Annotated in this window: 25 protein-coding genes and 1 riboswitch; of the genes, 16 read left to right on the forward strand and 9 right to left on the reverse strand. The window is 74.3% G+C overall.

The window, feature by feature from the left end:
• The first annotated feature begins 104 nt into the window (after positions 1-104).
• From rplU to proB, 4 genes are all read left to right on the forward strand, one after another.
• Positions 105-413, forward strand: coding sequence for a 50S ribosomal protein L21 (rplU, locus tag BJP25_RS00770; RefSeq protein WP_075972790.1), 309 nt, complete (start codon positions 105-107; stop codon positions 411-413).
• Between the two features lie 12 nt (positions 414-425).
• The gene (gene rpmA, locus BJP25_RS00775; protein WP_075972791.1) at positions 426-683 is read left to right on the forward strand and encodes a 50S ribosomal protein L27; all 258 of its coding nucleotides are present in this window, start codon (positions 426-428) and stop codon (positions 681-683) included.
• 102 nt (positions 684-785) lie between these two features.
• Entirely contained in the window at positions 786-2,252 is a 1,467-nt protein-coding gene (obgE, locus tag BJP25_RS00780; RefSeq protein ID WP_075972792.1) for a GTPase ObgE, read from the forward strand.
• Between the two features lie 110 nt (positions 2,253-2,362).
• Positions 2,363-3,478, forward strand: a complete 1,116-nt coding sequence (gene proB, locus BJP25_RS00785) for a glutamate 5-kinase (RefSeq protein ID WP_075972935.1) — start codon at positions 2,363-2,365, stop codon at positions 3,476-3,478.
• Between the two features lie 93 nt (positions 3,479-3,571).
• Here the strand turns inward: proB and BJP25_RS00790 are convergent, their stop codons facing one another.
• Positions 3,572-5,671, reverse strand: coding sequence for a RecQ family ATP-dependent DNA helicase (locus tag BJP25_RS00790; RefSeq protein WP_075972793.1), 2,100 nt, complete (start codon positions 5,669-5,671; stop codon positions 3,572-3,574).
• A gap of 128 nt (positions 5,672-5,799) precedes the next feature.
• Here BJP25_RS00790 and nadD point away from each other — a divergent pair, with 128 nt between their 5' ends.
• The 7 genes from nadD to BJP25_RS00825 all read left to right on the forward strand — a co-directional run bounded on the left by nadD (position 5,800) and on the right by BJP25_RS00825 (position 12,350).
• The gene (nadD, locus tag BJP25_RS00795; protein WP_075972794.1) at positions 5,800-6,390 is read left to right on the forward strand and encodes a nicotinate-nucleotide adenylyltransferase; all 591 of its coding nucleotides are present in this window, start codon (positions 5,800-5,802) and stop codon (positions 6,388-6,390) included.
• Between the two features lie 90 nt (positions 6,391-6,480).
• Positions 6,481-6,867: a ribosome silencing factor gene (rsfS, locus tag BJP25_RS00800; protein ID WP_075972795.1), complete on the forward strand. Its 387-nt coding sequence runs from the start codon at positions 6,481-6,483 to the stop codon at positions 6,865-6,867.
• Positions 6,864-7,478, forward strand: coding sequence for a histidine phosphatase family protein (locus BJP25_RS00805; protein ID WP_075972796.1), 615 nt, complete (start codon positions 6,864-6,866; stop codon positions 7,476-7,478). Before rsfS ends, BJP25_RS00805 begins: the two co-directional genes overlap by 4 nt.
• 5 nt (positions 7,479-7,483) lie before the next feature.
• Positions 7,484-8,218, forward strand: a complete 735-nt coding sequence (gene octT / locus BJP25_RS00810; protein WP_075972797.1) for a diglucosylglycerate octanoyltransferase — start codon at positions 7,484-7,486, stop codon at positions 8,216-8,218.
• A 33-nt stretch (positions 8,219-8,251) separates the two neighbouring features.
• Positions 8,252-9,100: a DegV family protein gene (locus BJP25_RS00815; RefSeq protein ID WP_075972798.1), complete on the forward strand. Its 849-nt coding sequence runs from the start codon at positions 8,252-8,254 to the stop codon at positions 9,098-9,100.
• 146 nt (positions 9,101-9,246) lie between these two features.
• Positions 9,247-10,020, forward strand: a complete 774-nt coding sequence (locus tag BJP25_RS00820; protein ID WP_084793574.1) for a ComEA family DNA-binding protein — start codon at positions 9,247-9,249, stop codon at positions 10,018-10,020.
• A complete protein-coding gene (locus BJP25_RS00825) occupies positions 10,017-12,350 on the forward strand; it encodes a ComEC/Rec2 family competence protein (RefSeq protein ID WP_075972799.1) in 2,334 nt (777 codons plus the stop codon). The genes BJP25_RS00820 and BJP25_RS00825 overlap by 4 nt, the downstream gene beginning before the upstream one ends.
• 84 nt (positions 12,351-12,434) lie before the next feature.
• On the opposite strand, the gene thrC is transcribed toward BJP25_RS00825, so the two are convergent.
• Positions 12,435-13,703 (reverse strand): threonine synthase, encoded by a 1,269-nt coding sequence (gene thrC, locus BJP25_RS00830; RefSeq protein WP_075972800.1) that lies wholly within the window; start codon positions 13,701-13,703, stop codon positions 12,435-12,437.
• 9 nt (positions 13,704-13,712) lie between these two features.
• Positions 13,713-13,840: riboswitch (SAM riboswitch) on the reverse strand.
• Positions 13,841-14,005: 165 nt separating this feature from the next.
• Here thrC and holA point away from each other — a divergent pair.
• Positions 14,006-14,986, forward strand: coding sequence for a DNA polymerase III subunit delta (gene holA / locus BJP25_RS00835; protein ID WP_075972801.1), 981 nt, complete (start codon positions 14,006-14,008; stop codon positions 14,984-14,986).
• A 40-nt stretch (positions 14,987-15,026) separates the two neighbouring features.
• Here holA and BJP25_RS00840 read toward each other — a convergent pair whose 3' ends face one another.
• From BJP25_RS00840 to BJP25_RS00855, 4 genes are all read right to left on the reverse strand, one after another.
• Positions 15,027-15,521: an acyl-CoA thioesterase gene (locus BJP25_RS00840; RefSeq protein ID WP_075972802.1), complete on the reverse strand. Its 495-nt coding sequence runs from the start codon at positions 15,519-15,521 to the stop codon at positions 15,027-15,029.
• A gap of 137 nt (positions 15,522-15,658) precedes the next feature.
• Positions 15,659-15,925, reverse strand: coding sequence for a 30S ribosomal protein S20 (gene rpsT, locus BJP25_RS00845; protein ID WP_075972803.1), 267 nt, complete (start codon positions 15,923-15,925; stop codon positions 15,659-15,661).
• A 123-nt stretch (positions 15,926-16,048) separates the two neighbouring features.
• A complete protein-coding gene (locus BJP25_RS00850; protein WP_075972804.1) occupies positions 16,049-16,264 on the reverse strand; it encodes a hypothetical protein in 216 nt (71 codons plus the stop codon).
• Between the two features lie 132 nt (positions 16,265-16,396).
• Positions 16,397-17,317 carry an SPFH domain-containing protein gene (locus tag BJP25_RS00855; RefSeq protein WP_075972805.1) on the reverse strand — a complete coding sequence of 307 codons (921 nt, stop codon included), beginning with the start codon at positions 17,315-17,317 and terminating at the stop codon, positions 16,397-16,399.
• 149 nt (positions 17,318-17,466) lie between these two features.
• On the opposite strand from BJP25_RS00855, the gene BJP25_RS00860 reads away from it, so the two are divergent.
• Both BJP25_RS00860 and BJP25_RS00865 read left to right on the forward strand, forming a co-directional pair.
• A complete protein-coding gene (locus BJP25_RS00860; RefSeq protein ID WP_143218810.1) occupies positions 17,467-18,654 on the forward strand; it encodes a hypothetical protein in 1,188 nt (395 codons plus the stop codon).
• Positions 18,655-18,695: 41 nt separating this feature from the next.
• Positions 18,696-19,382 carry a class I SAM-dependent methyltransferase gene (locus BJP25_RS00865; protein WP_075972807.1) on the forward strand — a complete coding sequence of 229 codons (687 nt, stop codon included), beginning with the start codon at positions 18,696-18,698 and terminating at the stop codon, positions 19,380-19,382.
• Here the strand turns inward: BJP25_RS00865 and BJP25_RS00870 are convergent.
• Positions 19,367-19,801: a type II toxin-antitoxin system PemK/MazF family toxin gene (locus BJP25_RS00870; RefSeq protein ID WP_075972808.1), complete on the reverse strand. Its 435-nt coding sequence runs from the start codon at positions 19,799-19,801 to the stop codon at positions 19,367-19,369. The two genes, BJP25_RS00865 and BJP25_RS00870, sit on opposite strands and share 16 nt — an antisense overlap.
• Before the next feature lie 116 nt (positions 19,802-19,917).
• On the opposite strand from BJP25_RS00870, the gene BJP25_RS00875 reads away from it, so the two are divergent.
• The gene (locus tag BJP25_RS00875; RefSeq protein WP_075972809.1) at positions 19,918-20,289 is read left to right on the forward strand and encodes a VOC family protein; all 372 of its coding nucleotides are present in this window, start codon (positions 19,918-19,920) and stop codon (positions 20,287-20,289) included.
• Positions 20,290-20,297: 8 nt separating this feature from the next.
• Here BJP25_RS00875 and BJP25_RS36050 read toward each other — a convergent pair whose 3' ends face one another.
• Both BJP25_RS36050 and BJP25_RS00885 read right to left on the reverse strand, forming a co-directional pair.
• Positions 20,298-21,206 carry a hypothetical protein gene (locus BJP25_RS36050; protein ID WP_075972810.1) on the reverse strand — a complete coding sequence of 303 codons (909 nt, stop codon included), beginning with the start codon at positions 21,204-21,206 and terminating at the stop codon, positions 20,298-20,300.
• 29 nt (positions 21,207-21,235) lie between these two features.
• Complete coding sequence (locus tag BJP25_RS00885) at positions 21,236-21,727, reverse strand: SigE family RNA polymerase sigma factor (protein ID WP_084793575.1); 492 nt, start codon at positions 21,725-21,727, stop codon at positions 21,236-21,238.
• A gap of 101 nt (positions 21,728-21,828) precedes the next feature.
• On the opposite strand from BJP25_RS00885, the gene BJP25_RS00890 reads away from it, so the two are divergent.
• The gene (locus tag BJP25_RS00890; protein WP_075972812.1) at positions 21,829-23,451 is read left to right on the forward strand and encodes a circularly permuted type 2 ATP-grasp protein; all 1,623 of its coding nucleotides are present in this window, start codon (positions 21,829-21,831) and stop codon (positions 23,449-23,451) included.
• The last annotated feature ends 4 nt before the right edge of the window (positions 23,452-23,455 follow it).

The following is a 23,455-nucleotide window of genomic DNA, read 5'->3' on the forward strand; positions in this document are numbered from 1 at the left end:
CTTCCCATCGGGGGGCTGCGTCATGCGAAACCCGCACCGCGAATCCTGTCGTGGTCGAGGGTGCGCAGGACCCCATCGTCGAGTAGCAGGAGACTTCCGTCCCGATGTACGCGATCGTCAAGACCGGCGGCAAGCAGTACAAGGTGGCTGTTGGCGACGTCGTCGAGGTCGAGAAGCTCGAGGGCACCCCGGGCACCGAGCTCAACCTCGCGGCCGTGCTCGTGGTCGACGGCACTGACGTCACCTCCGACGCCGACGCCCTCGCGAAGGTGTCGGTGACCGGCAAGGTGGTCGAGCAGACCAAGGGCCCCAAGATCCGCATCCACAAGTTCAAGAACAAGACCGGCTACCACAAGCGGCAGGGTCACCGCCAGAAGCTGACCCGCGTCGAGGTCACCGGCATCTCCAAGTAGAGGGACTGACTCATGGCACACAAGAAGGGTGCGTCCAGCTCCCGCAACGGGCGTGACTCGAACCCCCAGTACCTCGGTGTGAAGCGGTTCGGTGGCCAGGTCGTCAAGTCCGGCGAGATCCTGATCCGCCAGCGCGGCACCAAGTTCCACCCGGGCGTCAACGTCGGCCGCGGCAAGGACGACACGCTGTTCGCCCTGGCCGCCGGTGCGGTGCAGTTCGGCGCCAAGCGCGGTCGCAAGACCGTCAACATCGTCCCGGTCGAGGCCTGAGCCAGACCGAGCGCGAGGACCCCACGAGGGGCGGGCTGGGAGCGACTTCCGGCCCGCCCCTCGTTTTGCGTGTGTGGCAAGTCGTGAGAGGAAGTACCGAAGGTGTCCCGATTCGTCGACCGCGTGGTCATCCACGTCGCGGCCGGTAGCGGCGGCAACGGCTGCGCCTCGGTGCACCGCGAGAAGTTCAAGCCCCTCGGCGGCCCCGACGGCGGCAACGGCGGCAGCGGCGGCGACGTCGTGCTGGTCGTCGACGGCAACGTGCACACGCTGCTGGACTTCCACTTCCGCCCGCACGCCACCGCGGGCAACGGCAAGCAGGGCCAGGGCGGCAACCGCGACGGCGCCCTCGGTGAGGACCTGGTGCTGCGCGTGCCGGACGGCACCGTCGTGCTCGACCAGCGCGGCGAGGTCCTGGCCGACCTGGTGGGCCCCGGCACCCGCTTCGTCGCCGCCCAGGGCGGCCGCGGCGGCCTGGGCAACGCCGCGCTGGCCTCCAAGGCCCGCCGCGCCCCCGGCTTCGCCCTGCTCGGTGAGCCCGGCGACGCCCGCGACCTGGTGCTGGAGCTGCGCTCGGTGGCCGACGCGGGCCTGCTGGGCTTCCCCTCGGCGGGCAAGTCGTCGCTGATCTCGGTGCTGTCCCAGGCCCGACCCAAGATCGCCGACTACCCGTTCACGACCCTGGTGCCGAACCTGGGCGTGGTCACCGCGGGCGACGCGGTCTACACCATCGCCGACGTGCCCGGCCTGATCCCCGGCGCCAGCGACGGCAAGGGCCTCGGCCTGGACTTCCTGCGCCACATCGAGCGCTGCTCGGTGCTGGTGCACGTCGTCGACTGCGCCACCTACGAGCCCGACCGCGACCCGGTGTCCGACATCGACGCCCTGGAGGCCGAGCTCGCCCGCTACACCCCGGCCCTGGGCGGCGACCTGGCCGACCGCCCGCGCGTGGTGGTGCTCAACAAGATCGATGTCCCGGAGGCCCGCGAGCTCGCTGAGCTGGTGCGCCCGGACATCGAGGCCCGCGGCCTGCCCGTGTTCGAGATCTCCACGGCCACCCGCGAGGGCCTGCGCGAGCTGAGCTTCGCCCTGGCCGAGGTCATCGAGGCCGACCGCGCCGCCAAGCCCCCGGTCGAGCCCAGCCGAGTCGTGCTGCGCCCCACGGCCGTGGACGACGCGGGCTTCACCGTCGAGGCCGACCCCGAGGACGAGGGCGGCTTCATCGTCCGCGGCGAGCGCCCCGAGCGCTGGATCCGCCAGACCGACTTCAACAACACCGAGGCCGTCGGCTACCTCGGTGACCGCCTCGCCCGCCTGGGCGTCGAGGACGCCCTGGCCAAGGCCGGTGCCGTCCCCGGCTGCCCGGTCACCGTCGGCGACGTCACCTTCGACTGGGAGCCCTCCACCCCGGCGGGCATCGCCACCGTCATGCACGGCCGCGGCAGCGACCCCCGCCTGGACACCCACGAGCGCATCGGCGCCGCAGAGCGCAAGGCGGCCAAGCAGGCCCGCCGCACCCACCAGGACTACACCGACTACTCCCACGCCGACGAGGACGACGACCTGTGACCCCGCAGCCCGCCGACCCCCCGGCAGGCCAGGCCCCCGACGCGGCCGCCGCGGCCGAGGAGCCCGCCCAAGCAGCCGCGGGGGAGCCGGGTTCGGCAGGTGGGTCCGGGGTGGCGTCGTCCGCGACCCGGGAGGCCATCGCCGCGGCCCGGTTGGTCGTGGTCAAGGTCGGCTCGTCCTCGCTGACGACGGCCGGGGGCGGGCTGGACCCCGCCCGGCTGGACACCCTGGTCGACGCGCTGGCCGCCCGGCTGGCCGCGGGCAGCCAGGTGATCCTGGTGTCCTCGGGCGCCATCGCCGCCGGGTTGGCCCCGCTGTCGATCGCCCGCCGCCCCCGGGACCTGGCCACCCAGCAGGCCGCGGCCAGCGTCGGGCAGATCCTCCTGGCGCACGCCTACGTCGCCTCCTTCGCCCGCTACTCGCTGCAAGTCGGCCAGGTGCTGCTGACCGCTGACGACGTGGTCCGCCGCTCGCACTACCGCAACGCGCAGCGGACCCTGTCCCGGCTGCTGGCCCTGGGCGCGGTGCCGGTGGTCAACGAGAACGACACCGTGGCCACCGAGGAGATCCGCTTCGGCGACAACGACCGGCTGGCCGCCCTGGTGGCCCACCTGGTCGGTGCCGACGCCCTGGTGCTGCTCTCCGACGTCGACGCCCTCTACGACGGCGACCCGCGGCTCGGTGGCGCCCGCAAGATCGCCGAGGTGGCGGGGGAGTCCGACGTGGACGGTGTCCGCGCGGGCAGCACCGGCGCCTCCGGCCTCGGGACCGGGGGCATGGCGTCCAAGCTGGCCGCCGCCCGGCTGGCCTCGGCCGCCGGGGTCCCGGTGCTGCTGACCTCCGCCGCCCAGGCCAAGTCCGCGCTCGGCGCCGCCGACGTCGGCACGGCCTTCGCCGCGGGCACCCGGCGGCTGACCTCCCGCCGCTTCTGGCTGGGCTACGCCGCCGACGCCAAGGGCACGCTCGTCCTCGACGACGGCGCGGTGCAGGCCGTGGTGCGCCGCCGCCGCTCGCTGCTCGCCGCGGGCATCACCGCGACCACCGGGGAGTTCGTCGCCGGTGACGTCGTGGAGCTGCGCGACCTCACCGGGGCCGTGGTGGCCCGGGGCATCACCGGCTTCGACGCCGCCGAGCTGCCCGCGCTGCTCGGGCACTCGACCCAGGACCTCCCCGCGGACCGCCGCCGCGAGGTCGTCCACGCCGACGACCTGGTGCCGCTGCTCTAGCCCGGGGGCCGCCCCGCTGAGTCGTCGTCGCGTCCCGACGCCCCGGCGGAGAGCCTGTCGTGTCTGCTGTGGACACCCGGTCCGGCTGACTCGCTATGTAGTTGTGGCAAGGGCGAACGGCAACACCTCCTCCGCACCCGCACCGGTCAGCAGGTAGGTCGCCACGGTGACGGTCCACCCGCTGTCGACCCGCTCGTCGACCAGCAGCACCGGGCCGCCGAGGCCGTCGAGCCGTTCGGTGAGCTCGTCGGGCACCCACAGCGACTCCCACAGCCGGGACACCCGGTGCGCGCTGTTGCCCGGTGCCACGGGGGCGCCCAGCTCGACGGTGCCGAGGGCGGGCAGCCTGCCGATCGCGGCGATCTTCGCGCCGAGGTCGAGCGCCAGCGCCGACGAGCCGATGGTGACGACCCCGATCGGCCGCCGCTCCCAGCCCCAGGACGCGAGCACCTGCACGCAGCCCTGCACCACGTCGTCGGGGACCGAGGTCGCCCCCTCCGCGAAGAGGGCCCGCAGCCGGTTGCCCCAGCCGATGTCGGTCAGCCGCCCCAGCGCCCGGCCCGTCGCCGCCGCCCGCTCGGGCTTGATCTTCCCGCTCAGCGGCACGTCGAGCGCCGCCATGCCGGTGGGCCAGAGCTTCTTCGGCGTGATGTCCACGCCGGGGCGCCGCAGCCGCTCCTCCGCCGCCGCCACCCCGGCGTCGGAGACGGCCGGGTCCCAGCGCGTGCCCGTGCAGTTGTCGCACCGCCCGCACGGTGCCGCGTGCGGGTCGTCGAGCTGGCGCAGCAGGAACTCCATCCGGCACGCGCTGGTCTCCTCGTACTCCAGGATCGCCCGCTGCTCGGCGACCCTGGCCTCCGCGATGCGCCCGTAGCGGTCCCCGTCGTACTCCCAGGCGGCCCCGGTCGCCTCCCAGCCGCCGCGCACCCGCCGGACGGCCCCGTCGACGTCGAGCACCTTGAGCACCATCTCCAGCCGCCCGCGCGCCAGGTCGACCAGCGGCTCGATGGCCTGCGTGGACAGCACCCGGCCCGCGGACCCCAGCGCCCCCAGCACCTCGCGCACCACCTGCTCCGGCGGGAAGGCCAGCGAGGCGAAGTAGGCCCAGATGTCCTTGTCCTCGGGGCCCGGCATCAGCAGCACGTCGGCGGACTCCACCCCGCGGCCTGCGCGGCCGATCTGCTGGTAGTAGGAGATGGGCGACTGCGGGGCGCCGACGTGCACCACGAACCCCAGGTCGGGCTTGTCGAAGCCCATCCCCAGCGCTGAGGTGGCCACCAGCGCCTTGACCCGGTTGGCCAGCAGGTCCTCCTCGGCCTGCTGGCGCGCGGCGGTGTCGGTGCGCCCGGTGTAGGCGGCCACCTCGTACCCGCGCTCGCGCAGGAACGCGGCCAGCTCCTCGGCCGCGGCCACGGTGAGGGTGTAGATGATCCCCGACCCGGTGAACCCGTCCAGGTGCTCAGCGAGCCAGGCCAGCCGCGCCCGCGCCGTCGGCAGCCGCAGCACCGCCAGCCGCAGGCTCTCCCGGTCCAGCGGCCCGCGCAGCACCAGGGCGTCGCTCTCCGCGAGCCGCAGCTGCGCGGTGACGTCGCGGACCACCCGGTCGTTGGCGGTCGCGGTGGTGGCCAGCACCGGCACGCCCTCGGGCAGCTCGGTCAGCAGGGTCCGCAGCCGCCGGTAGTCCGGGCGGAAGTCGTGGCCCCAGTCGGAGACGCAGTGCGCCTCGTCGACGACGAGCATCCCGGCCGAGGCGGTGAGCGCGGGCAGCACGGCGTCGCGGAAGTCCGGGTTGTTCAGCCGCTCCGGGCTCACCAGCAGCACGTCCACCTCGCCCGCGGTGACGGCGTCCTGCACCGCCGTCCACTCCTCGGTGTTGGCGGAGTTGATCGTGCGCGCGTGCACCCCCGCCCGCGCCGCGGCCTCCACCTGGTTGCGCATCAGCGCCAGCAGCGGCGAGACGATCACCGTCGGGCCCGCGCCGCGCTCGCGCAGCAGGGCGGTGGCCACGAAGTACACAGCGGACTTGCCCCACCCGGTGCGCTGCACGACCAGCGCCCGCGCGCGGCGGACCACCAGCGCCTCGATGGCGGTCCACTGGTCGTCGCGCAGCCGCGCGCCCGGCCCGGCCAGGGCGCGCAGGCGCTCCTCGGCGGACTCGCGGAGGGCGTCGGTGGCTGCTGTGGTGCTCGTCATGGGTCCTTGGTACCGCAGCCCGCCCACACGACCCAACCGGTTGTCCACAGGTGCGGGTTGTCCACAGGCGGGCGAGACCTCGCCCACACGCCGCGACGATCTGTGGTAGCGGACGTAGGCTCACGCGCATGCGTCGTCGCGTGGGCATCATGGGCGGCACCTTCGACCCCGTCCACCACGGTCACCTGGTGGCCGCCAGCGAGGTGCAGGCCCGCTTCGAGCTGGACGAGGTCGTGTTCGTGCCGACCGGGCAGCCCTGGCAGAAGTCCACCCACGCGGTGACCGCCGCCGAGGACCGCTACCTGATGACGGTCGTGGCCACCGCGTCCAACCCGCGCTTCTCGGTCAGCCGGGTCGACGTCGACCGCGGCGGCGCGACCTACACCGTCGACACCCTGCGCGACCTGCGCGAGCGCCACCCCGACGCCGAGCTGTTCTTCATCACCGGCGCCGACGCGCTGGCCCAGATCCTGTCCTGGCACCGGGTGGAAGAGCTGTTCACCCTCGCCCACTTCGTCGGGGTCACCCGACCGGGGTACACCCTGGGTGACCAGCACGTGCCGTCCGGCTCGGTCTCGCTGGTGGAGGTGCCCGCGATGGCCATCTCCTCCACCGCCTGCCGCGCCCGCGTCGCCAAGGGCGAGCCCATCTGGTACCTCGTCCCGGACGGCGTCGTGCAGTACATCTCCAAGCGCGGCCTGTACGCCGATGGTGACTGAGCGCGCGCTGACCGGTGCATCGCGGCGGGCCCCCGGCGGCCCCGGGTACCCTCACCAGGTCGAGTGCACCCGCCCAGCGCTAGGAGAACAGTGACCGCCACAGCCGAGTCCCGCGAGCTGGCCCTCGTCGCAGCCACCGCGGCAGCGGACAAGAAGGCCACCGACGTGGTCGTGCTGGACGTGTCCGACCAGCTGGTCATCACCGACTGCTTCGTGATCGCCTCCGCGGGCAACGAGCGCCAGGTCGGCGCGATCGTCGACAGCGTCGAGGAGAAGATGCGCGAGGCCGGGAGCAAGCCGGTCCGCCGCGAGGGCACCCGCGAGGGGCGCTGGGTGCTGCTCGACTTCGTCGACGTGGTCGTGCACGTCCAGCACGCCGAGGAGCGCACCTTCTACAGCCTGGAGCGGCTGTGGAAGGACTGCCCGCGGGTGGAGTTCGACCCGCTGCCCCCGGCTGAGGGGGACGGCGAGGAGTGACGCTGCGCAAGGTGGTGCTCTGGCGGCACGGGGAGACCGACTACAACGCCTCCGGCCGGATGCAGGGTCACATCGACTCCCACTTGACCGAGACCGGCTGGAACCAGGCGCGGTTCGCCGTGCCGGGCCTGGCCCGGTTCTCCCCGGACGTCATCGTGGCCTCCGACCTGCGCCGCGCCACCGACACCGCGACGGTGTTCTCCGAGGCCATCGGCGTCCCGCTGCGGTTGGACAAGCGCTTGCGCGAGACCAACCTGGGCCGCTGGCAGGGCCACACCGGCCAGGAGATCGACCTCGACTACCCCGGTGACCGGGCCCGCTGGCAGACCGACGCGACCTGGGCCCCGCCCGGCGGGGAGTCGCGGGTCGAGGTCGCCGCCCGGGCCATCGAGGTTGTCGCCGACCTCGACGACGGCGACGACGAGACCGCGCTGCTGTGCGCGCACGGCGGGCTGATCACCGCCCTGACCGGCCGGATGCTGGGGTTGCCGGTGGAGAACTGGTGGCAGCTCGGCGGCATCGGCAACTGCCACTGGACGGTGCTCGCCCGCCGCGAGACCAGCGGTCCGACCTGGCGGCTGGTCGCCTACAACGCGGGCACGACCAGCTGAGCACCATGGCCCCGACCTTCGTGATGTTCGGCGACTCGCTGTGCTTCCACGGACCGGAGGGGCCGCGGCCCGCGGACGACCCCCGGCTGTGGCCGAACGTGGCCGCCGCGGCGGTGGGTGGCCACGCGGAGCTGTTCGCGGGGTTCGGCTGGACCGCGCGGGACGCCTACTGGTCGTTGACCGGTGACCCGCGCGTGTGGGCGCAGTTGCCCGTCGCGGACGTCCTGGTGCTCGCGGTAGGGGGGATGGACACCCTGCCCTCACCGTTGCCCACCTATCTGCGGCAGGGCATCCGCTACATCCGCCGGGACAGTCTGCGCCGGAGGGTGCGTGCTACCTACCTCGCGGCGCAGCCGCACCTAGCGCGGCTTACGCGTGGTTGGCCCACCGCGTTGCCGGTAGCGGCGAGCGTGCACTACCTGGATCAGACAGTGGAGGCGGTACGCGCACTGCGCCCGGAACTACCCGCGGTGGTGGTACTACCGGGCGTGCACAGGGCCGAGGCGTACGGGTACGTGCACACCGCTCGTCCTGCGGCGGTGGCGGCCATCTCGCACTGGGCGGCGGACACGGGCGTCGCGGTGCTCGACATCGCGGAGGTCGTCGGGGAGCACGTGCTGGGCGGTCACGGCAACGTCGACGGCCTGCACTGGGGGTGGGACGGGCACGCGCTCGCGGGGAAAGCACTCGCGGAAGTGGTGGGCCCGCTGCTCGACCCGCGCACGAACCGCACGTCGTAGGTTCCCGGCTGGGCGCCAACTAGGCTCGCGGGCGTGGTGTTCGCCGTAGTCACCGACTCGACCGCGTACCTGCCGGAGGGCTTCGCCGACCGGCACTCGGTGCGGGTGGTGCCGTTGACGGTGCGGGTCGGGGACCGGGAGCACCGCGACGGCGTGGACCTGGGTCCGGCCGAACTCGCCGCGGCGCTGACCGCCCGCAAGGACGTCAGCACCTCCCGCCCGAACCCCGAGGAGTTCATCGCCGAGTACCGCTCGCTGCTCGACGCGGGCGTGGACGGCGTGCTGTCGGTGCACCTGTCGCGCGAGCTGTCGGGGACGTGGGAGTCGGCGCGGCTCGCCGCCGAGGAGGTCGACCCCTCGCGGGTGCGGGTGGTGGACTCGCGGACGACGGCGATGGGGCTGGGGTTCGGCGTGCTGCGGGCCGCGGCGGTGGCGGCGACGGGCGCCGAGGGGGCCGAGGTCGAGGCCGCGGCGGTGGACGCGGCGGAGAACACCCGCAGCTTCTTCGTGGTGGAGACCCTGGAGCACCTGCGCCGGGGTGGGCGCATCGGCGCGGCGCAGGCGCTGCTGGGGACGGCGCTGGCGGTCAAGCCGGTGCTGCACGTGCACGACGGCCGGATCGTGCCGCTGGAGAAGGTGCGCACCACGAGCAGGGCGATGACCAGGCTGGTCGAGCTGGCCGTGGCGGCCGCGGGGGACCGGCCGGTGGAGCTGGCGGTGCACCACCTCGCCGCCGCCGACCGCGCGGCGGAGCTGGCGACCCGGCTCGACGAGCTCGTGCCGCAGGCGTCCGGGTGCGTCGTCTCCGAGCTGGGCGCGGTGATCGGCGCGCACACCGGACCAGGTGTTGTCGGCGTGGTCGTCTGCCCGGGCAAGCTGTAGCCCGAACCGGGCAGGATCGCACGGCCCACTGACACTTTCCCGTGCCCGCTGGCTGATTCGACCGAAGTTGTCCACAGGGTCCGAATCCATCCACAGCGGACGCGACGCCCTCGATCCGCCCTTGTGCCCGTCCTACCTTCGGTGCCATGGACGGAACCAGCACCCGCACAGCCCACGTCGACCGAGCCCTCGCCCGGTTGGGCAAGCTCGTCGAACGGCCCTGGGACAGCAAGCCCGCGGACGACGGCGAGCCCTACGAGACCGACCCGACGACGCCACCGGACCGCGAACGCCGCCCCCGCTGGTGGCGGGACCACCCCGCCGCCGACCTCCTGCGCCGCGCCGGGCCCCGGCGCGTCCCGATCGCCCTGGTGGTCGGCGTCGTGGCGGTGCTCGCCATCGTCGCCTACCTGCTGCTGTCCGGCCCACCCGCGCCGGAGGCCGCGCCCGACCTGGCCGCCGCCACCGTGGAGACGAGCCGGGCGCCGACCAGCGCGCGTCCCGCGGAGGTCGTGGTCGACGTGGTGGGCAAGGTGCAGGCGCCCGGGGTCCGCTCGCTGCCCTCGGGATCGCGGGTGCGCGACGCCCTGACCGCGGCCGGTGGTGCCACGTCGGACGCGGACCTGTCGACGCTCAACCTGGCCCGGCCGCTGGTCGACGGCGAACAGGTGCGGGTGGGGCTGCCGCAGCTCGCCGTCCCGGGGCCCGCCGCGGCGGGGACCGCGGGGCCGGTCGACCTGAACTCCGCGACGGTGGCCCAGCTCGACGAGCTGCCCGGGGTGGGGGCGGTGACGGCCCAGCGCATCCTCGACTGGCGCGAGCGGCACGGCCGTTTCTCCTCCGTCGCCCAGTTGCAGGAGGTGGATGGCATCGGGCCAGCGCGGTTCGAGTCGCTGCGCGAACTGGTGGTCGTCCCGTGAGGACGGTGCTGGCCGCGCAGGACGACGACCTGGAGCCGGTGGCGCACGACTGGCGGTTGGTCCCCGGGGCCTTGGTCGTCTGGGCGGCGGCCCTGGCGGGGTTGCTCCTGCACTGGGCGCTGGGACTGCTGATCGGCTCGGTCGCGGTGCTGCTGGGGATGTTCCTGCTGCGCCGGGGCCTGCGGGTGTGGCCGTTGGTCGTCGCGGGGGTGCTGGCCGTGTGGCCCGTGACGACGGCGATCCACTCCGCTGCCGCGGACCCGTTGCGCGCTGAGGCGGGCAAGCAAGGCACCCGGGAGTTCGACCTGGTCGTCGCTGAACGGCCTCGGCCGGTGCGCTCGGCGGGGTTCGGCGCCACTCCCACCGGGGTGCGCTCGGTGGTCATCCCCGCGGACACCGTGGGGGACTCCCGGGTGCTCGTCCTGGCGCCGGTGGCGGGGTGGTCGGAAGTGCTGCCCGGGCAACCGGTTCGGGCGCGCGGGACGCTGGCGCCCGCCGAGCCGGGCACCCTGACCGTGGCCGTGCTGCGCGTGCGGGGGCCGCCCGTCTCGGTGGGGGACCCGCCTGGGCACCAAGTGGTGGCCAGGGACCTGCGGAACGGGCTGCGGGAGGTCGCGGGGGTGCTCGACCCGGACGCCGCCGGGTTGCTGCCCGCGCTGGTCGACGGCGACACCGACGCGCTCTCGGAGGTCGTCGAGGACCAGTTCCGGGTGGCGGGCATGTCGCACCTGCTGGCCGTCAGCGGGGCCAACCTCGCCATCGTGTGCGTCGCCGTGCTGTCCCTGCTGCGGCTGGCCCAGTGCGGGCCGCGCGGCTCGGCGGTCGGTGCCGGGGTGGCCCTGGTCGGGTTCGTCGTGCTGGTCGGCCCCGAGCCCAGCGTGCTGCGGGCCGGGGTGATGGGCGCGGTGGGCCTGCTCGCCCTGGCCCTGGGCCGGGAGCGGTCGGCGGTGCCCGCGTTGGCCGCGACGGTGCTGCTGCTGGTCGTGGTCGATCCCGGGCTGGCCGTGGCGCCGGGGTTCGCGTTGTCCGTCCTGGCCACCGCGGCGCTCGTGCTGCTGGTGCCGCGGTGGGTGGAGCGGATGACCCGGGCCCGCGTCCCCCGGTTGGTGGCCGAGGCGCTCGCCGTCCCCGCGGCCGCGCACCTGGCGACCGCGCCGGTGGTGGCCGGGATGAACGGGCAGATCAGCCTGGTCGCCGTCGTGGCCAACCTGGTCGCCGCGCCGGTGGTCGCCCCGGTGACCGTGCTCGGCGTGCTGGCCGCGGTGCTCGCGCCGGTGTGGGGGTGGGCGGCCGAGGCGTGCGTGCGGCTGGCCGGGCCGGAGGTCGACTGGCTGATCCGGGTCGCCCGGTGGGCCGCGGACGTGCCCTGGGCGTCGATCGCGTGGCCGACCGGGTGGTCGGGCGGGGCGTTGGCCGTCGGCGTGCTCGTCGTGCTGGCGGTGGCCCTGCGCGGGTGGGGGCAGGTCGTCGCGATCGGGCTCGTGGCGGTGCTGCTCGTCCTGGTGCCGGTGCGGGTGCTCGCCCCGGGCTGGCCGCCGGACGGGTGGGCGGTCGTGGCGTGCGGGGTGGGGCAGGGCGACGCGATCGTCCTGGCCACCGGGGTGCCCGGGCGGGCGGTGCTGGTCGACACCGGGCCGGAGTCCGCGCCCGTGGACGCCTGCCTCGACCGGCTCGGGGTCGACCGCGTCCCGCTGCTGGTGCTGTCGCACCTGCACGCCGACCACGTCGGCGGGCTGGCCGGTGTGCTGGCCGGGCGGTCCGTCGGCGGGATCGGCGTCGGGGCGGGCCGCGCGCCCGCGTGGGCGTGGGAGCAGGTGCAGGAGGAGGCGGGGCGCGCCGGGGTGCCCCTGCTGCGGTTGAGCCCGGGGCAGCGGCTGACCTGGCCTGGGCTCGCGATCGAGGTGCTGGCACCGGAACAGGGGGAGAGCGGACCGGAACCGGAGGGAACGGAGATCAACAACCGGTCTGTGGTGCTGCGCGCCGAGACCGCGGCGGGGCGGGTGCTGCTCACCGGGGACGTGGAGCTCGACGCCCAGGCCGACCTGCTGACCTCGGGCACGGACCTGGCGGCGGACATCATCAAGGTGCCGCACCACGGGTCCGGCTACACCTCGCCGGAGTTCCTGGCCGCGGTCGGGGCGCGGGTGGCCCTGGTCAGCGTCGGGGCGGACAACCGGTACGGGCACCCGAGCCCGCGGACGCTGGACGTGCTGGCGCGGATGCGGGCGCTGGTGGTGCGCACCGACCGGGACGGCGACAGCGCGGTGGTCCCCGATGGTGGGCAGCCCGCCGTGGTCAGACGGGGAGGTGAGCGGTCACCGCCGGGGTGAGCCGGGCGCGGTGCGGGCCCCGGACGCGCGTCGGCCGGTGCCTGGTGTCCGCCGTGGAACACCAGGCACCGGCCGGGGGCGGGGTCAGAAGCCGAGGACCTCGTTGACGGCGGCGGCCGAGGGCTTGATCGTCGCGCGGGGGCCGATGTGGTCCTGCACGGCGTCGAGGGTCTTGAGGCCGTCGCCGGTGATCAGCAGGACGGTCTCGGCGTCGGGGTCGATCTTCCCGGCCTCGATGAGCTTCTTGGCCGTGGCCACGGTGACGCCACCGGCGGTCTCGGCGAAGATGCCTTCGGTGCGGGCCAGCAGGCGGATGCCCTCGACGACCTCGGCGTCGGTGACGTCCTCGATGGCACCGCCGGTGCGGCGGACCGCGTCGAGCACGTACGGGCCGTCGGCGGGGGCGCCGATCGCCAGCGAGCGGGCGATGGTGTCCGGCTTGACCGGCTGCACCACGTCGTGACCGGACTTGTACGCCGCTGACACCGGGGAGCAGCCGGTGGCCTGCGCGCCGAAGACCCGGTAGGGCGTGGCCTCGACCAGGCCCAGCTCGCCCAGCTCGCGGAAGGCCTTGTCCACCTTGGTCAGCTGCGAGCCGGAGGCGATCGGCACGACCACCTGGTCGGGCAGGCGCCAGCCGAGCTGCTCGGCGACCTCGTAGCCCAGGGTCTTCGAGCCCTCGGCGTAGTACGGGCGGACGTTGACGTTGACGAACGCCCAGTCCTCGTGCTCGGCGGCCAGCTCGGTCGCCAGGCGGTTGACGTCGTCGTAGTTGCCGTCGACGGCGATGAGCGCCCCGTCGTAGACGGCGGAGGTCAGGATCTTGGCCTTCTCCAGGGAGGAGGGGATCAGCACGACCGATTCCCAGCCCGCGCGCGCCGCCGCGGCGGCGACGGCGTTGGCGAGGTTGCCCGTGGACGGGCAGGCCAGCACGGTGAAGCCGAGCTGGCGGGCGGCGGCGAGCGCCACGGCCACCACGCGGTCCTTGAACGAGTGCGTGGGGTTGCCGGTGTCGTCCTTGACCCACAGCGACTTGACGCCCAGCGCGGCGGCGAGCCGGTCGGCCTTCACCAGGCGGGTCAGGCCCGGGTCGGTGTTGGGGTGGTCCTGCACGTCCGAGGGCACCGGCAGCAGGCCGCGGTAGCGCCAGATGGACCTGGGGCCCGCCTCGATCGACTCGCGGGTCACCGCGCCGAAGTCGTAGGCGACCTCCAGCGGGCCGAAGCACTCCGGACAGGCGAACTCGGCGGCGAGGGGGGTCTGGTGGCCGCACTCCCGGCAGGACAGGGCACGGGCGGGGCCGAGGTCGAGGCCTGCGGTGGTCGCGGTCTGGGCGTCGACGGTCGATGTCATCGAGGTGTCTCCTCATCTCTCCCGCGCAGCGGGTCGGAATTGGCACCGTGTCCCTCCCAGCCGCGCGTCGCGGTGCTGGTCGGGTGCCGGTTGCCGGGGCTTCAACGGGCCGTTCCCTCTGCCCCTCTGGATGAGCGGTATTCGGTTGTGGGGTCATTCTGGTGCGGCGGGGAGGCCCCCGGCGCGACAGCAACGCTACGGCAACGAACGGGCAATGTGCCAACCCGGCTTCCAGATGCCGAGAGGTGGGGCGGGTGGTCGTGCGGCGCTCCCGCGCGTCCGGGCGTGGCAGGATTGCCGGGGTGAGCTCACCCTCGGTCACCCCGGCGCCGCTGCAACTCGTGCTCGGCGAAGAGGAGTTGCTGGTCGAGCGCGCGGTGCGGGGCGCGCTGGAGCAGGCCCGGCTGGCCGACCCGTCGGCCGACCTGACCAGGACGCGGGTGTCCGAACTCACAGCCCCCGAGCTGGCCGAGCTGGTGAGCCCGTCGCTGTTCGCCGAGGGCCGGGTGATCGTGCTCGACAACGCGCACGAGGCCACCCAGGACGTCGCGGCGCTGGTGATCTCCTACACCAAGCAGCCCGCCGAGGGCATCGTGCTCGTGGTGGTGCACAACGGCGGCGGGCGCAAGGCGGGCAAGGACGTGGTCGCCGCCATGAAGAAGGCGGGCGCCACCGTCACCGAGTGCCCGAGGCTAACCAAGGCCAGCGAGCGCGAGTCGTTCGTGCGCAACGAGATCCGGCAGGCGGGCGGCAAGACCGACCCGGCGGCGGTGGCCGCCCTGATCGACTCGGTCGGCTCGGACCTGCGCGAGCTGGCCGCCGCGGCGGCGCAGTTGGTGGCCGACACCGCGGGCGCGGTCACCGAGGACGCCGTCCGCCGCTACCACCGGGGGCGCGCGGACGTGACCGGGTTCGCCGTGGCGGAGAAGGCGGTCACCGGCGACACCGCCGGGGCGCTGGAGGCCCTGCGCTGGGCCATGCAGACGGGTGTGCCGCACGTGCTGGTGGCCGACGCCCTGGCCGACGCGGTGCGCACGGTGGCGCGCGTCGCCGGTGCGGGCCGCGCCGACCCGTTCCGCCTGGCGGGCGAGCTGGGCATGCCCGCGTGGAAGGTCAAGAAGGCGCTCACGCAGGCCCGCGGCTGGAAGCCGAACGCGCTCGGCCAGGCCATGCGGGTGGTCGCCGAGGTCAACGCCGACGTCAAGGGCGTCGCGGCCGACCCCGGCTACGCCCTGGAGCGCGCCGTCCTGCGCATCACCGCCGCGCACCGCTCCGACCGCTGACCCACGTCCCCGGCAGGGCGGAACCCGAGCGGCGCGGGGGTCAGCTGGTGCGGCTGGCCAGGATCTCGTCGCGGCGGGTGAGCCGGTGGTGGCGGCGGATGCCCGCTTCGCGGTGGCGGCGTTCGTCCTCGGGGGTCTCCAGGAGCAGCGGCGGGACCTCGCGCGGCGTGCCCTCGGCGTCGACGGCGACGAAGACCAGGTAGGCGGTGGCGACCCGGAGGGGTTCGACGCCCGCCTGGTCCCAGGGCTCGGCCACGACCCGGACGCCGACCTCCATCGAGGAGCGGCCCGCCCAGTTGACCTGGGCGTGGGCGTGCACGAGGTCCCCGACCCGGACCGGGTGCAGGAAGGTCATCCCGTCCATGGCCGCCGTCACCGCGGGCCCGCCCGAGTGCCGCTGGGCGACCGCCCCCGCCACGTCGTCGACCAGCTTCATCACCACGCCGCCGTGCACGGTGCCCAGCAGGTTCGTGTCGAGCGAGGTCATGATGTGCGACAGCGACGTGCGCGCGGCCGACGGCGGCTTGGGGTCCATGCCGCCGAGTCTGCGCGAGGCCGGGCCCGGCCGCCCAACGGACACGCGGACCAGGCCTCACCGAGCAGGCGAACAGCCCGGGAACGGCCGAGGCCCCGGCCACCCTGGGGTGGACGGGGCCTCGGCGGGGCTGGGGATCAGCCGTCGATCTTGTTGGCGCGCTGGGCCATGGCCGACTTCTTGTTGGCGGCCTGGTTGGCGTGGATGACGCCCTTGCCCGCGGCCTTGTCCAGGGCGCGGCTGGCGGCCTTGAGCAGCTCCTGGGCCTTGGCGGCGTCGCCCGCCTCGGCGGCCTCGCGGAACTTGCGGATGGCGGTCTTCACCGAGGACTTGACCGACTTGTTGCGCAGGCGCGCCTTCTCGTTGGTCTTGATGCGCTTCTGCTGGGACTTGATGTTGGCCATGGCGGCTCTCCTCAGTGTGCGATCCGGGGTGGCGCGCCGTGCTGGTGTGGCCCCGCTCGAAGCGGGTTCTCCTCCAGGGCGGAGTGCCGCACTGGCGCGTCGAGGGGCCAGCCTAGCAGCCGCTCAGCCGCCCTCCGGCACCGGCGGGTCCCGGGGCGGGCGGCCGCGGCGGGGCAGCTCACCGGTGCCCGAGGGCAGCCTGCCCGCCTCGGCCAGCGCCCGGCGGAGCAGGAACTCGATCTGCGCGTTGGTGCTGCGCAGCTCGTCGTTCGCCCACCGGGCCACCGCGTCGTGCACGGCGGGGTCGAGGCGGAGCAGGACCTTCTTGCGTTCTGCCATGGGGGGTCGGGGTCGTCCCTCCTGCTGCGGGCGGGCAGGCGCGGCTGCCCTGCGGCGGACGGGTCGGTGCGGCCCGGTGGCCGGGCGGGGTCACCGGGTCAGTGGTGTCACCGGGTCAGTGGTGTCACCAGGTCAGTGGTACAGCGAACCGGTGTTGACGACCGGGCTGGCGTCGCGGTCGGAGCACAGGACGACGAGCAGGTTGGAGACCATGGCCGCCTTGCGCTCCTCGTCCAGCTCGACCACCTCGCGGGCGGCGAGCCGGTCGAGGGCCGATTCGACCATGCCCACCGCGCCCTCGACGATCCGCGCCCTGGCCGCGACCACCGCGCCCGCCTGCTGCCTGCGCAGCATGGCGCCCGCGATCTCCGGGGCGTAGGCGAGGTGGGTGATGCGGGACTCGATGACGCCCACGCCCGCCGCCTCCACGCGGGCGGTGACCTCCGCGGAGAGCTTGTGGGTGATCTCCTCGGCGTTGTCGCGCAGGGAGAAGCCGTCGGAGTGGGAGTCGTAGGGGTAGGTGGTGGCGATGTGGCGCACCGCGGTCTCGGTCTGCGCGGCGACGAAGTCCATGAAGTCGTCCACCTCGAACACCGCCCGCGCGGTGTCCTGCACCTGCCAGACGACCACGGCGGCGATCTCGATGGGGTTGCCGTCGGCGTCGTTGACCTTCATGACGGCGGTCTCGTGGTTGCGGATCCTGGTGGAGATGCGCCGCCGGGTGGTCAGCGGGTTGACCCAGCGCAGGCCGTCGAGGCGCACGGTGCCGGTGTAGCGGCCCAGGAACTGCAGGACGCGGGCCTCGCCAGGGTTGACCATCGTGAGCCCGGCGGCGCTGAACAGCGCGGCGAGCACCACCAGGAGCCCGGCGACGATCGCGGCGGCCTGCCCCGCGCCGCGCACCGCCCCGGACAGGCCCGCGATGACCAGCGCCGCGCCCGCCACCACCCCCACGAAGCTGACGCCGACCATCGGCATCCCGGCCACCCCGAACGCGACGCGCTCGCGGACGTGCGGTGCGGGCATCGTCGGAGCTTCCAGTTCCCCGGTCATGTCTCCCCCTTCAGGTGAAGCGTTCTTCTAGCAAAGTGATATCACTTTTCCGGAGGCGTCCGCAAGCGCGGCCCGGCGGGCGAGGTCGCAGCGCGCGCAGGTCTGTTCGGGGGATGTGGCCGCACCCGGGATAATGACATTATCCGGTCATGTTGAGATCCAGGCGGGCCGTCGGCGCGGCCGTGCTCACCGCGCTGCCACTGGTCGCACTCCTGCTCCCGGTGACCGCCGACGCGGCCACCGCGAGCCCCACCGTGCCGGGATCGGCGGTGTTCGCGCCCGTCAGCCGGGTGATCGACGTCGCCGCGGACGGCAGCCTGCTGTTCGCCACCAACGGCGGCACCGCGCTGTGGGTCGACGGGCGGGAGAAGGCGATCGCGAGCCCGTCGAAGAACGGCGACGCGCTCGGGCTCAGCGACCAGGGGGCGCCCTACGGCTACGCCTGGGACCCCGCCACCGCCCAGTCCCGTGCGCAGACCTGGCGCCGCGACGGCGGCGTGGCGGCCACCTTCCCCGAGCCCGACAGCACAGTCCGCTTCCTCGCCAACGACGGCACCGCGCTCATCTCGCGCGGCCCCGGGGCCCGGTTCGCCCTGTGGACACCGGGTTCGCCCGCCGTGGACCTGACCGTGCCTGAGCTGGGCGACGCCGTGCTGACCGTCAGCGACATGAACAACCGGCACGAGGTGGCGGCCGTGGCGCACGAGTTCGGCACCGGCCGCGACCACCCGGTGCGCTGCTCGGCGGCAGGCGTGTGCCAGGTGCTGTCCACCCCCGCGGGCGGCGAGTTCCTGGCGGTGCACGCGATCAACGACACGGGCCGGGTGCTCGGGTCGCTGGGCGACAACCCGTCCGACCCGGCGCGGCGCGGCGTCGTCTGGGACGGCACCGCGGCTCGGCTCCTGCCCACCGCCGCCGGGGCGTCCTACGCATCCCCGGTGGAGGGGCGCGGGGCGCTGAACGCGCGCGGGGACGTGCTGGGCTACTCCGGGCCGGGCACGCGGGTGTTCGACTCGCCGGTGGTGTGGCCCGCCGCGGGTGGGGCACCGGTGCCGCTGGCGAAGCCCTCGGGCAACCCGTCGCTGCGCGTCACGGCGATCAACGACAGCGGTGACGTCGCCGGGTACACCTCGCTGGGCGATGTCGCCGCCTCGGACAAGGTGCTGTTCTGGCGCGGCGGGGCGCTGTCGCAGTTCGCGTTGCTGCCGCTGCGCAACCGGGCGGGCGTGACCGGGCTGAGCAACACCGGCCGCATCGGCGGGCTCAGCTCGGTGAAGATCGACATCGGGCCGTGGCCCGCGCTCGTCGGGCAGGCGACCTACTGGGACGCGCGGTAATCCGCAGGCGCGGCACCCCGGCACCGGCCTACGGTGCCGGGGTGTTCCCGGACTTCTCGCGCGCGCCCAACATCGCGGGCGACCCCGACCTCTACGAGCGGGAGAACGCGGCCATCGACCCGTCCGGCGCGCTGTGGCGGGCGCTGCGCGCGGAGGCGGACTGGGCGGGGCGGGTGCTGCTCGACCTGGGCTGCGGCACCGGCTCCTGGCTGCCCCGCTACGCCGACGCCGCCCAGGTCATCGGCGTCGAACCCGACCCGGACCTGCTGGTGCGCGCCGCCCGCCGCGGCGACGCGCGGGCCGGGTCGGCCGAGCACATCCCGCTGCCCGACGCCTCGGTGGACGTCGTGCACGCGCGGTTCGCCTACTTCTTCCCGCCGGGGTGCGACGCGGGCTTGGCCGAGGTGCTGCGGGTGCTGCGCCCGGGCGGCACCCTCGTCGTCATCGACAACGACTGGCACCGCGGCGAGTTCGCGGACCTGCTGCGGGTCTCGGCGTGGGCGGCGCCGCAGGGCTCCGGCGCCACCACCGACGCCTGGTGGGCCGAGCGCGGGGCCCGGCGCACCGCCGTGCTCTCGGCGTGGCGGTGCGCCGACCCGGCCGAGCTGGCGGCCGTGCTGCGGCTGGAGTTCCCCGGCGAGCTGGTCGACGCGTGGGTCGCCGGGCACCCCGGCCGGGCCGAGATCTCCTGCGGGTACGCGCTGTTCGCCGTTCAGCGCCAGCCGTAGCGCTCCCGCAGCGCGGCGGCCACGTCGTCGAACTTGTCCTCGTCGAGCACCGAGCCCTCGCGCCGGATGTCGTCCTCGGCCAGCTCGAACAGCCGGTCCAGGCGCAGCCAGGAGTCCCGGCCCTCCCGGTCCCACCGGCCGCTGCCCAGCGCCAGCCAGTCCTCCACCTCGTTGCGGTGCGGGGACTTGCTGGACAGCATCAGCGCCCGCAGCGTCCCGCCGCCGCGCCCGACCACCAGCAGCGGCCGGTCCTTGCCGCGCTCGGGGTCGTCCTCGTAGGGCACCCAGGCCCAGACGATCTCACCGGGGTCGGCGTTGCCGTCGGGGTCGGGGGAGTAGGTCAGCGAGTCCGGGCGGTCGCTGGTGGCCACCTGCCACACGGCCCCGCGAGCGGGACGGGGGTCATCGGTCGAGGTCATGCCTGGGCACCCTAGGACATGGTCCACCCCACCCAGCGCCATCCCCGACCGGCGCGGACGGTCCCGCGCCACGAGCCCCGGTCGCGCGGGCCGCCCCACCCGGGTATGACGGCGGGGTGGAATACCTCAGCAGCCGCATCCTGGTCCGCCCCACCGACCCCGCCCGCTCCCTGGCCTTCTACCGCGACGTCCTCGGGCTGGCCGTGCACCGCGAGTTCCCCGGCGGCACCGTCTTCTTCCTCGGCGGCGGGTTCCTGGAGGTCTCGGGTGAGGGCTCCGGCGAGAACTCCGGCACCGCCCTGTGGTTGCAGGTCCGCGACCTCGTCGCCACCGTGGAGGAGCTGCGCGGCCGCGGCGCCCCCGTCGACCGCGAGCCCCGCCTGGAACCCTGGGGCCTCATGGAGGCCTGGACCGCCGACCCCGACGGCCTCCGCATCCACCTCGTCGAGGTCCCCGCCGACCACCCCATGCGCCGCGACCCCCGCTGACCTGGCTGTCAGCGGCCGTACCAGTCGCAGGAGGGGCGGGGGGCCACGCGGACGGCGTCCGCGATCTCCTGGAGGTCGTCGAGGGGGGCGCTGGTGCGGATCCGCAGGGTGCGGCCGTCGGACAACGGGATGACGACCGCGGGTGTGGTGTCGGGGGTCGTGGGTGGGGTGGTGGCCAGGTCGGCGGTGACGGTGGTGGGTTGGGTGGAGCCCGGTGCCTGTGCGGTGGCTGCCAGGGAAGCCGAGCAGTCGGAGCCCTCCACGGTGAGGGTGGCGTACCCGCGGTCCTGGAACCACAGGGGCAGGTAGCCGAACTCCACGGGCACGGTCAAGGCCGCTGTGAGGTCTGGGGCGAGGCTGTCGCCCAGGTGTTGGGCGAGGGGGACGTTGTCGGGGACGTTGCCGCTGACCGACACCCGGGGCTTCTCCGGGGACGCCGGGTCCTCGTAGACGACGCTGCCTTGGTCGTCACCTGGGTAGACGTCGCCGGAGAGGGGCGTTCGCAGCACGGCCGTCCTGGGCAGGGAGCCGCCCTGGACGGTGATCCCCTGGTCGCCGCGCTCGAAGTACCTGATCCAAGCGGTGTCGCCGAACTGCGTGACGACCGTGCGGCGGACCTCGACGAAGCCATCCGGGAGGGCGGCGGGTCGCGCGGGCAGGGGCACGGAGACCCGCTGCGGGGCGGGGCGGCCCAGGTCGACGGGCGTGGTGGTGGCCGCGACCGGGGGCGTCGGGTCGGACTGGGTGAACTGCGTGCCGACCACCAGCGCCGCGGTCACCGCCGCGGCTGCCACCGGGAGCAGCCACCGGGCGGGGGAGCGGCGGCGGGGGGCCGCGAGGGCCGCTCGGATGCGCTCGGTGCCGGGGGCCCGGTCGGCCTCGTGCTCGAACGCGGCCTTGATCAGGTCGTCGACCACGACGTCCCTCCTGTCGGCGTGCGGGGGTGTCACGGGTTCCCGCCGGTCTTGGCGAACTCGTCCGCGCGCAGGGCGGCGATGGCGCGGGAGGCGTGGGCGCGGACGGTGCTCGCGCGGCAGCCGAGGACGTCGGCGATGTCGCCGTCGGCCAGGCCGGCGTAGTAGCGCAGGGCCAGCACCGCCCGCTGCTTGGGCGGCAGGGCCCGGATGCGGGCGAGCATCTCCTCGCGCTCGCCGTAGTCCGGGTCCTCGGTGGGGCGGGCCAGGCCGGTCAGGTCCGCGGGGCTGGCGGGGACGTCGTGGAAGGCGCGGCGCCTGCGCAGGCCCAGGTACTCGTTGACCACCATCCTGCGCAGGTAGGGCTCCGGCGGCCCGCCCGCGGTGATGCGCCCCCAGCGGGGCGCCGCGCGCAGCAGCACCTCCTGCACGACGTCCTCCGCCAGGTGCGGGTCGCAGGTCAGGGCGGTGGCGAAGCGCGGCAGCGCGCGGCCCCCGGTGTCCACGAACTCCTCGATCGTCACCGCGCAACCCCCATCCGGTCCGTGCACATCACATGCATCCGGGACCCCGATCCGCTGCGCCGGTGCTGCGCGGGGGCGCCCGGGTGGGTGAAGATGCCCGCATGGAGCGATCGACCGCAGTCGCCAAGCCCAAGCGCGCGGCCAGGGACACCGGCCCGGACCTCGGGGGGTTGTTCGAGGGCTACCTCGACCCCCGCAGGCCGCACGCCGGGGCCTACGACGAGATGTTCGCCCAGGACGCCTCGGTGCGCCAGGCCTACCGCAGGCTGCACGAGCAGCTGGCCGCCTCCGCCCCCGGCGACCTGACCGCGCGCTCGGAGGCGCTGGACCGGGCCCTGGTGGACCAGGGCATCACCTTCTCGCTGTCCGGGCAGGAGCGGCCGTTCCCGCTCGACCTGGTGCCCCGGGTGATCACCGCGGCCGAGTGGGCGAAGCTGGAGAAGGGCATCGTCCAGCGGGTCAGGGCGCTGGAGGCGTTCCTCGCCGACATCTACGGCGACCAGCAGATCGTCCGCGACGGGGTGCTGCCGCGCAGGCTGATCACCTCCTGCGAGCACTTCCACCGGTCCGCCGCGGGCATCCTTCCGCCCAACGGGGTGCGCATCCACGTCTCCGGCATCGACGTGGTGCGCGACGAGGAGGGCACCTTCCGGGTGCTGGAGGACAACCTGCGCAACCCCTCCGGGGTGTCCTACGTGATGGAGAACCGGCGCACCATGGCCCGGGTGTTCCCGGACCTGTTCGCCAAGCACCGGGTGCGCGCGGTGGGCGACTACGCCGTGCACCTGCTGCGGGCGCTGCGGGCCGCGGCGGCGGCCAACGTCGCCGACCCCAACGTCGTGGTGCTGACCCCCGGGGTGCACAACTCGGCCTACTTCGAGCACTCGCTGCTGGCCCGCCAGATGGGCGTGGAGCTGGTGGAGGGGCGCGACCTGTTCTGCCGCGACAACGCCATCTTCATGCGCACCACCGAGGGTGAGCAGCAGGTCGACGTGATCTACCGGCGCATCGACGACGACTTCCTCGACCCGGTGCAGTTCCGCCCCGACTCGGTGCTGGGGGTGGCGGGCATCCTCAACGCCGCCCGGGCGGGCAACGTCGTCATCGCCAACGCGGTGGGCAACGGCGTCGGGGACGACAAGCTCGTCTACACCTACCTGCCCGAGATCCTGGAGTACTACCTCGGCGAGGCCCCGCTGCTGGCCAATGTGGACACGCTGCGCGCGTGGCTGCCCGCCGAGCAGGAGCAGATCATGGACCGCATCCACGAGCTGGTGGTCAAGCCGGTGGAGGGCTCGGGCGGCTACGGCATCGTCTTCGGCCCCAACTCCACCGCCAAGGAGCTCAACGCCCTGGCCAAGCGGGTCAAGGCGCACCCGCGCGGCTGGATCGCCCAGCCGGTCGTGCAGCTGTCCACCGTCCCGACCAAGGTCGGGCAGCGGCTCAAGCCCCGCCACGTCGACCTGCGGCCGTTCGCGGTCAACGACGGCAAGTCGGTGTTCGTGCTGCCCGGGGGGCTGACCAGGGTGGCGATCCCGGAGGGGTCGCTGGTGGTCAACTCCTCGCAGGGCGGCGGGTCGAAGGACACCTGGGTGCTGGCCGCCCGCTCGTCCACAGCGGACGCGGAGCTGAGCGGGTCCGGCCTGGCCGGGACCACCCTGCTCGACGAGTTCGCCCCCGAGCGGGGCCCGGAGCTGACCTCCGCCCAGCAGCAACAGCAGTGATCAC

The organism is Actinokineospora bangkokensis, assembly GCF_001940455.1.
Classification (GTDB): domain Bacteria; phylum Actinomycetota; class Actinomycetes; order Mycobacteriales; family Pseudonocardiaceae; genus Actinokineospora; species Actinokineospora bangkokensis.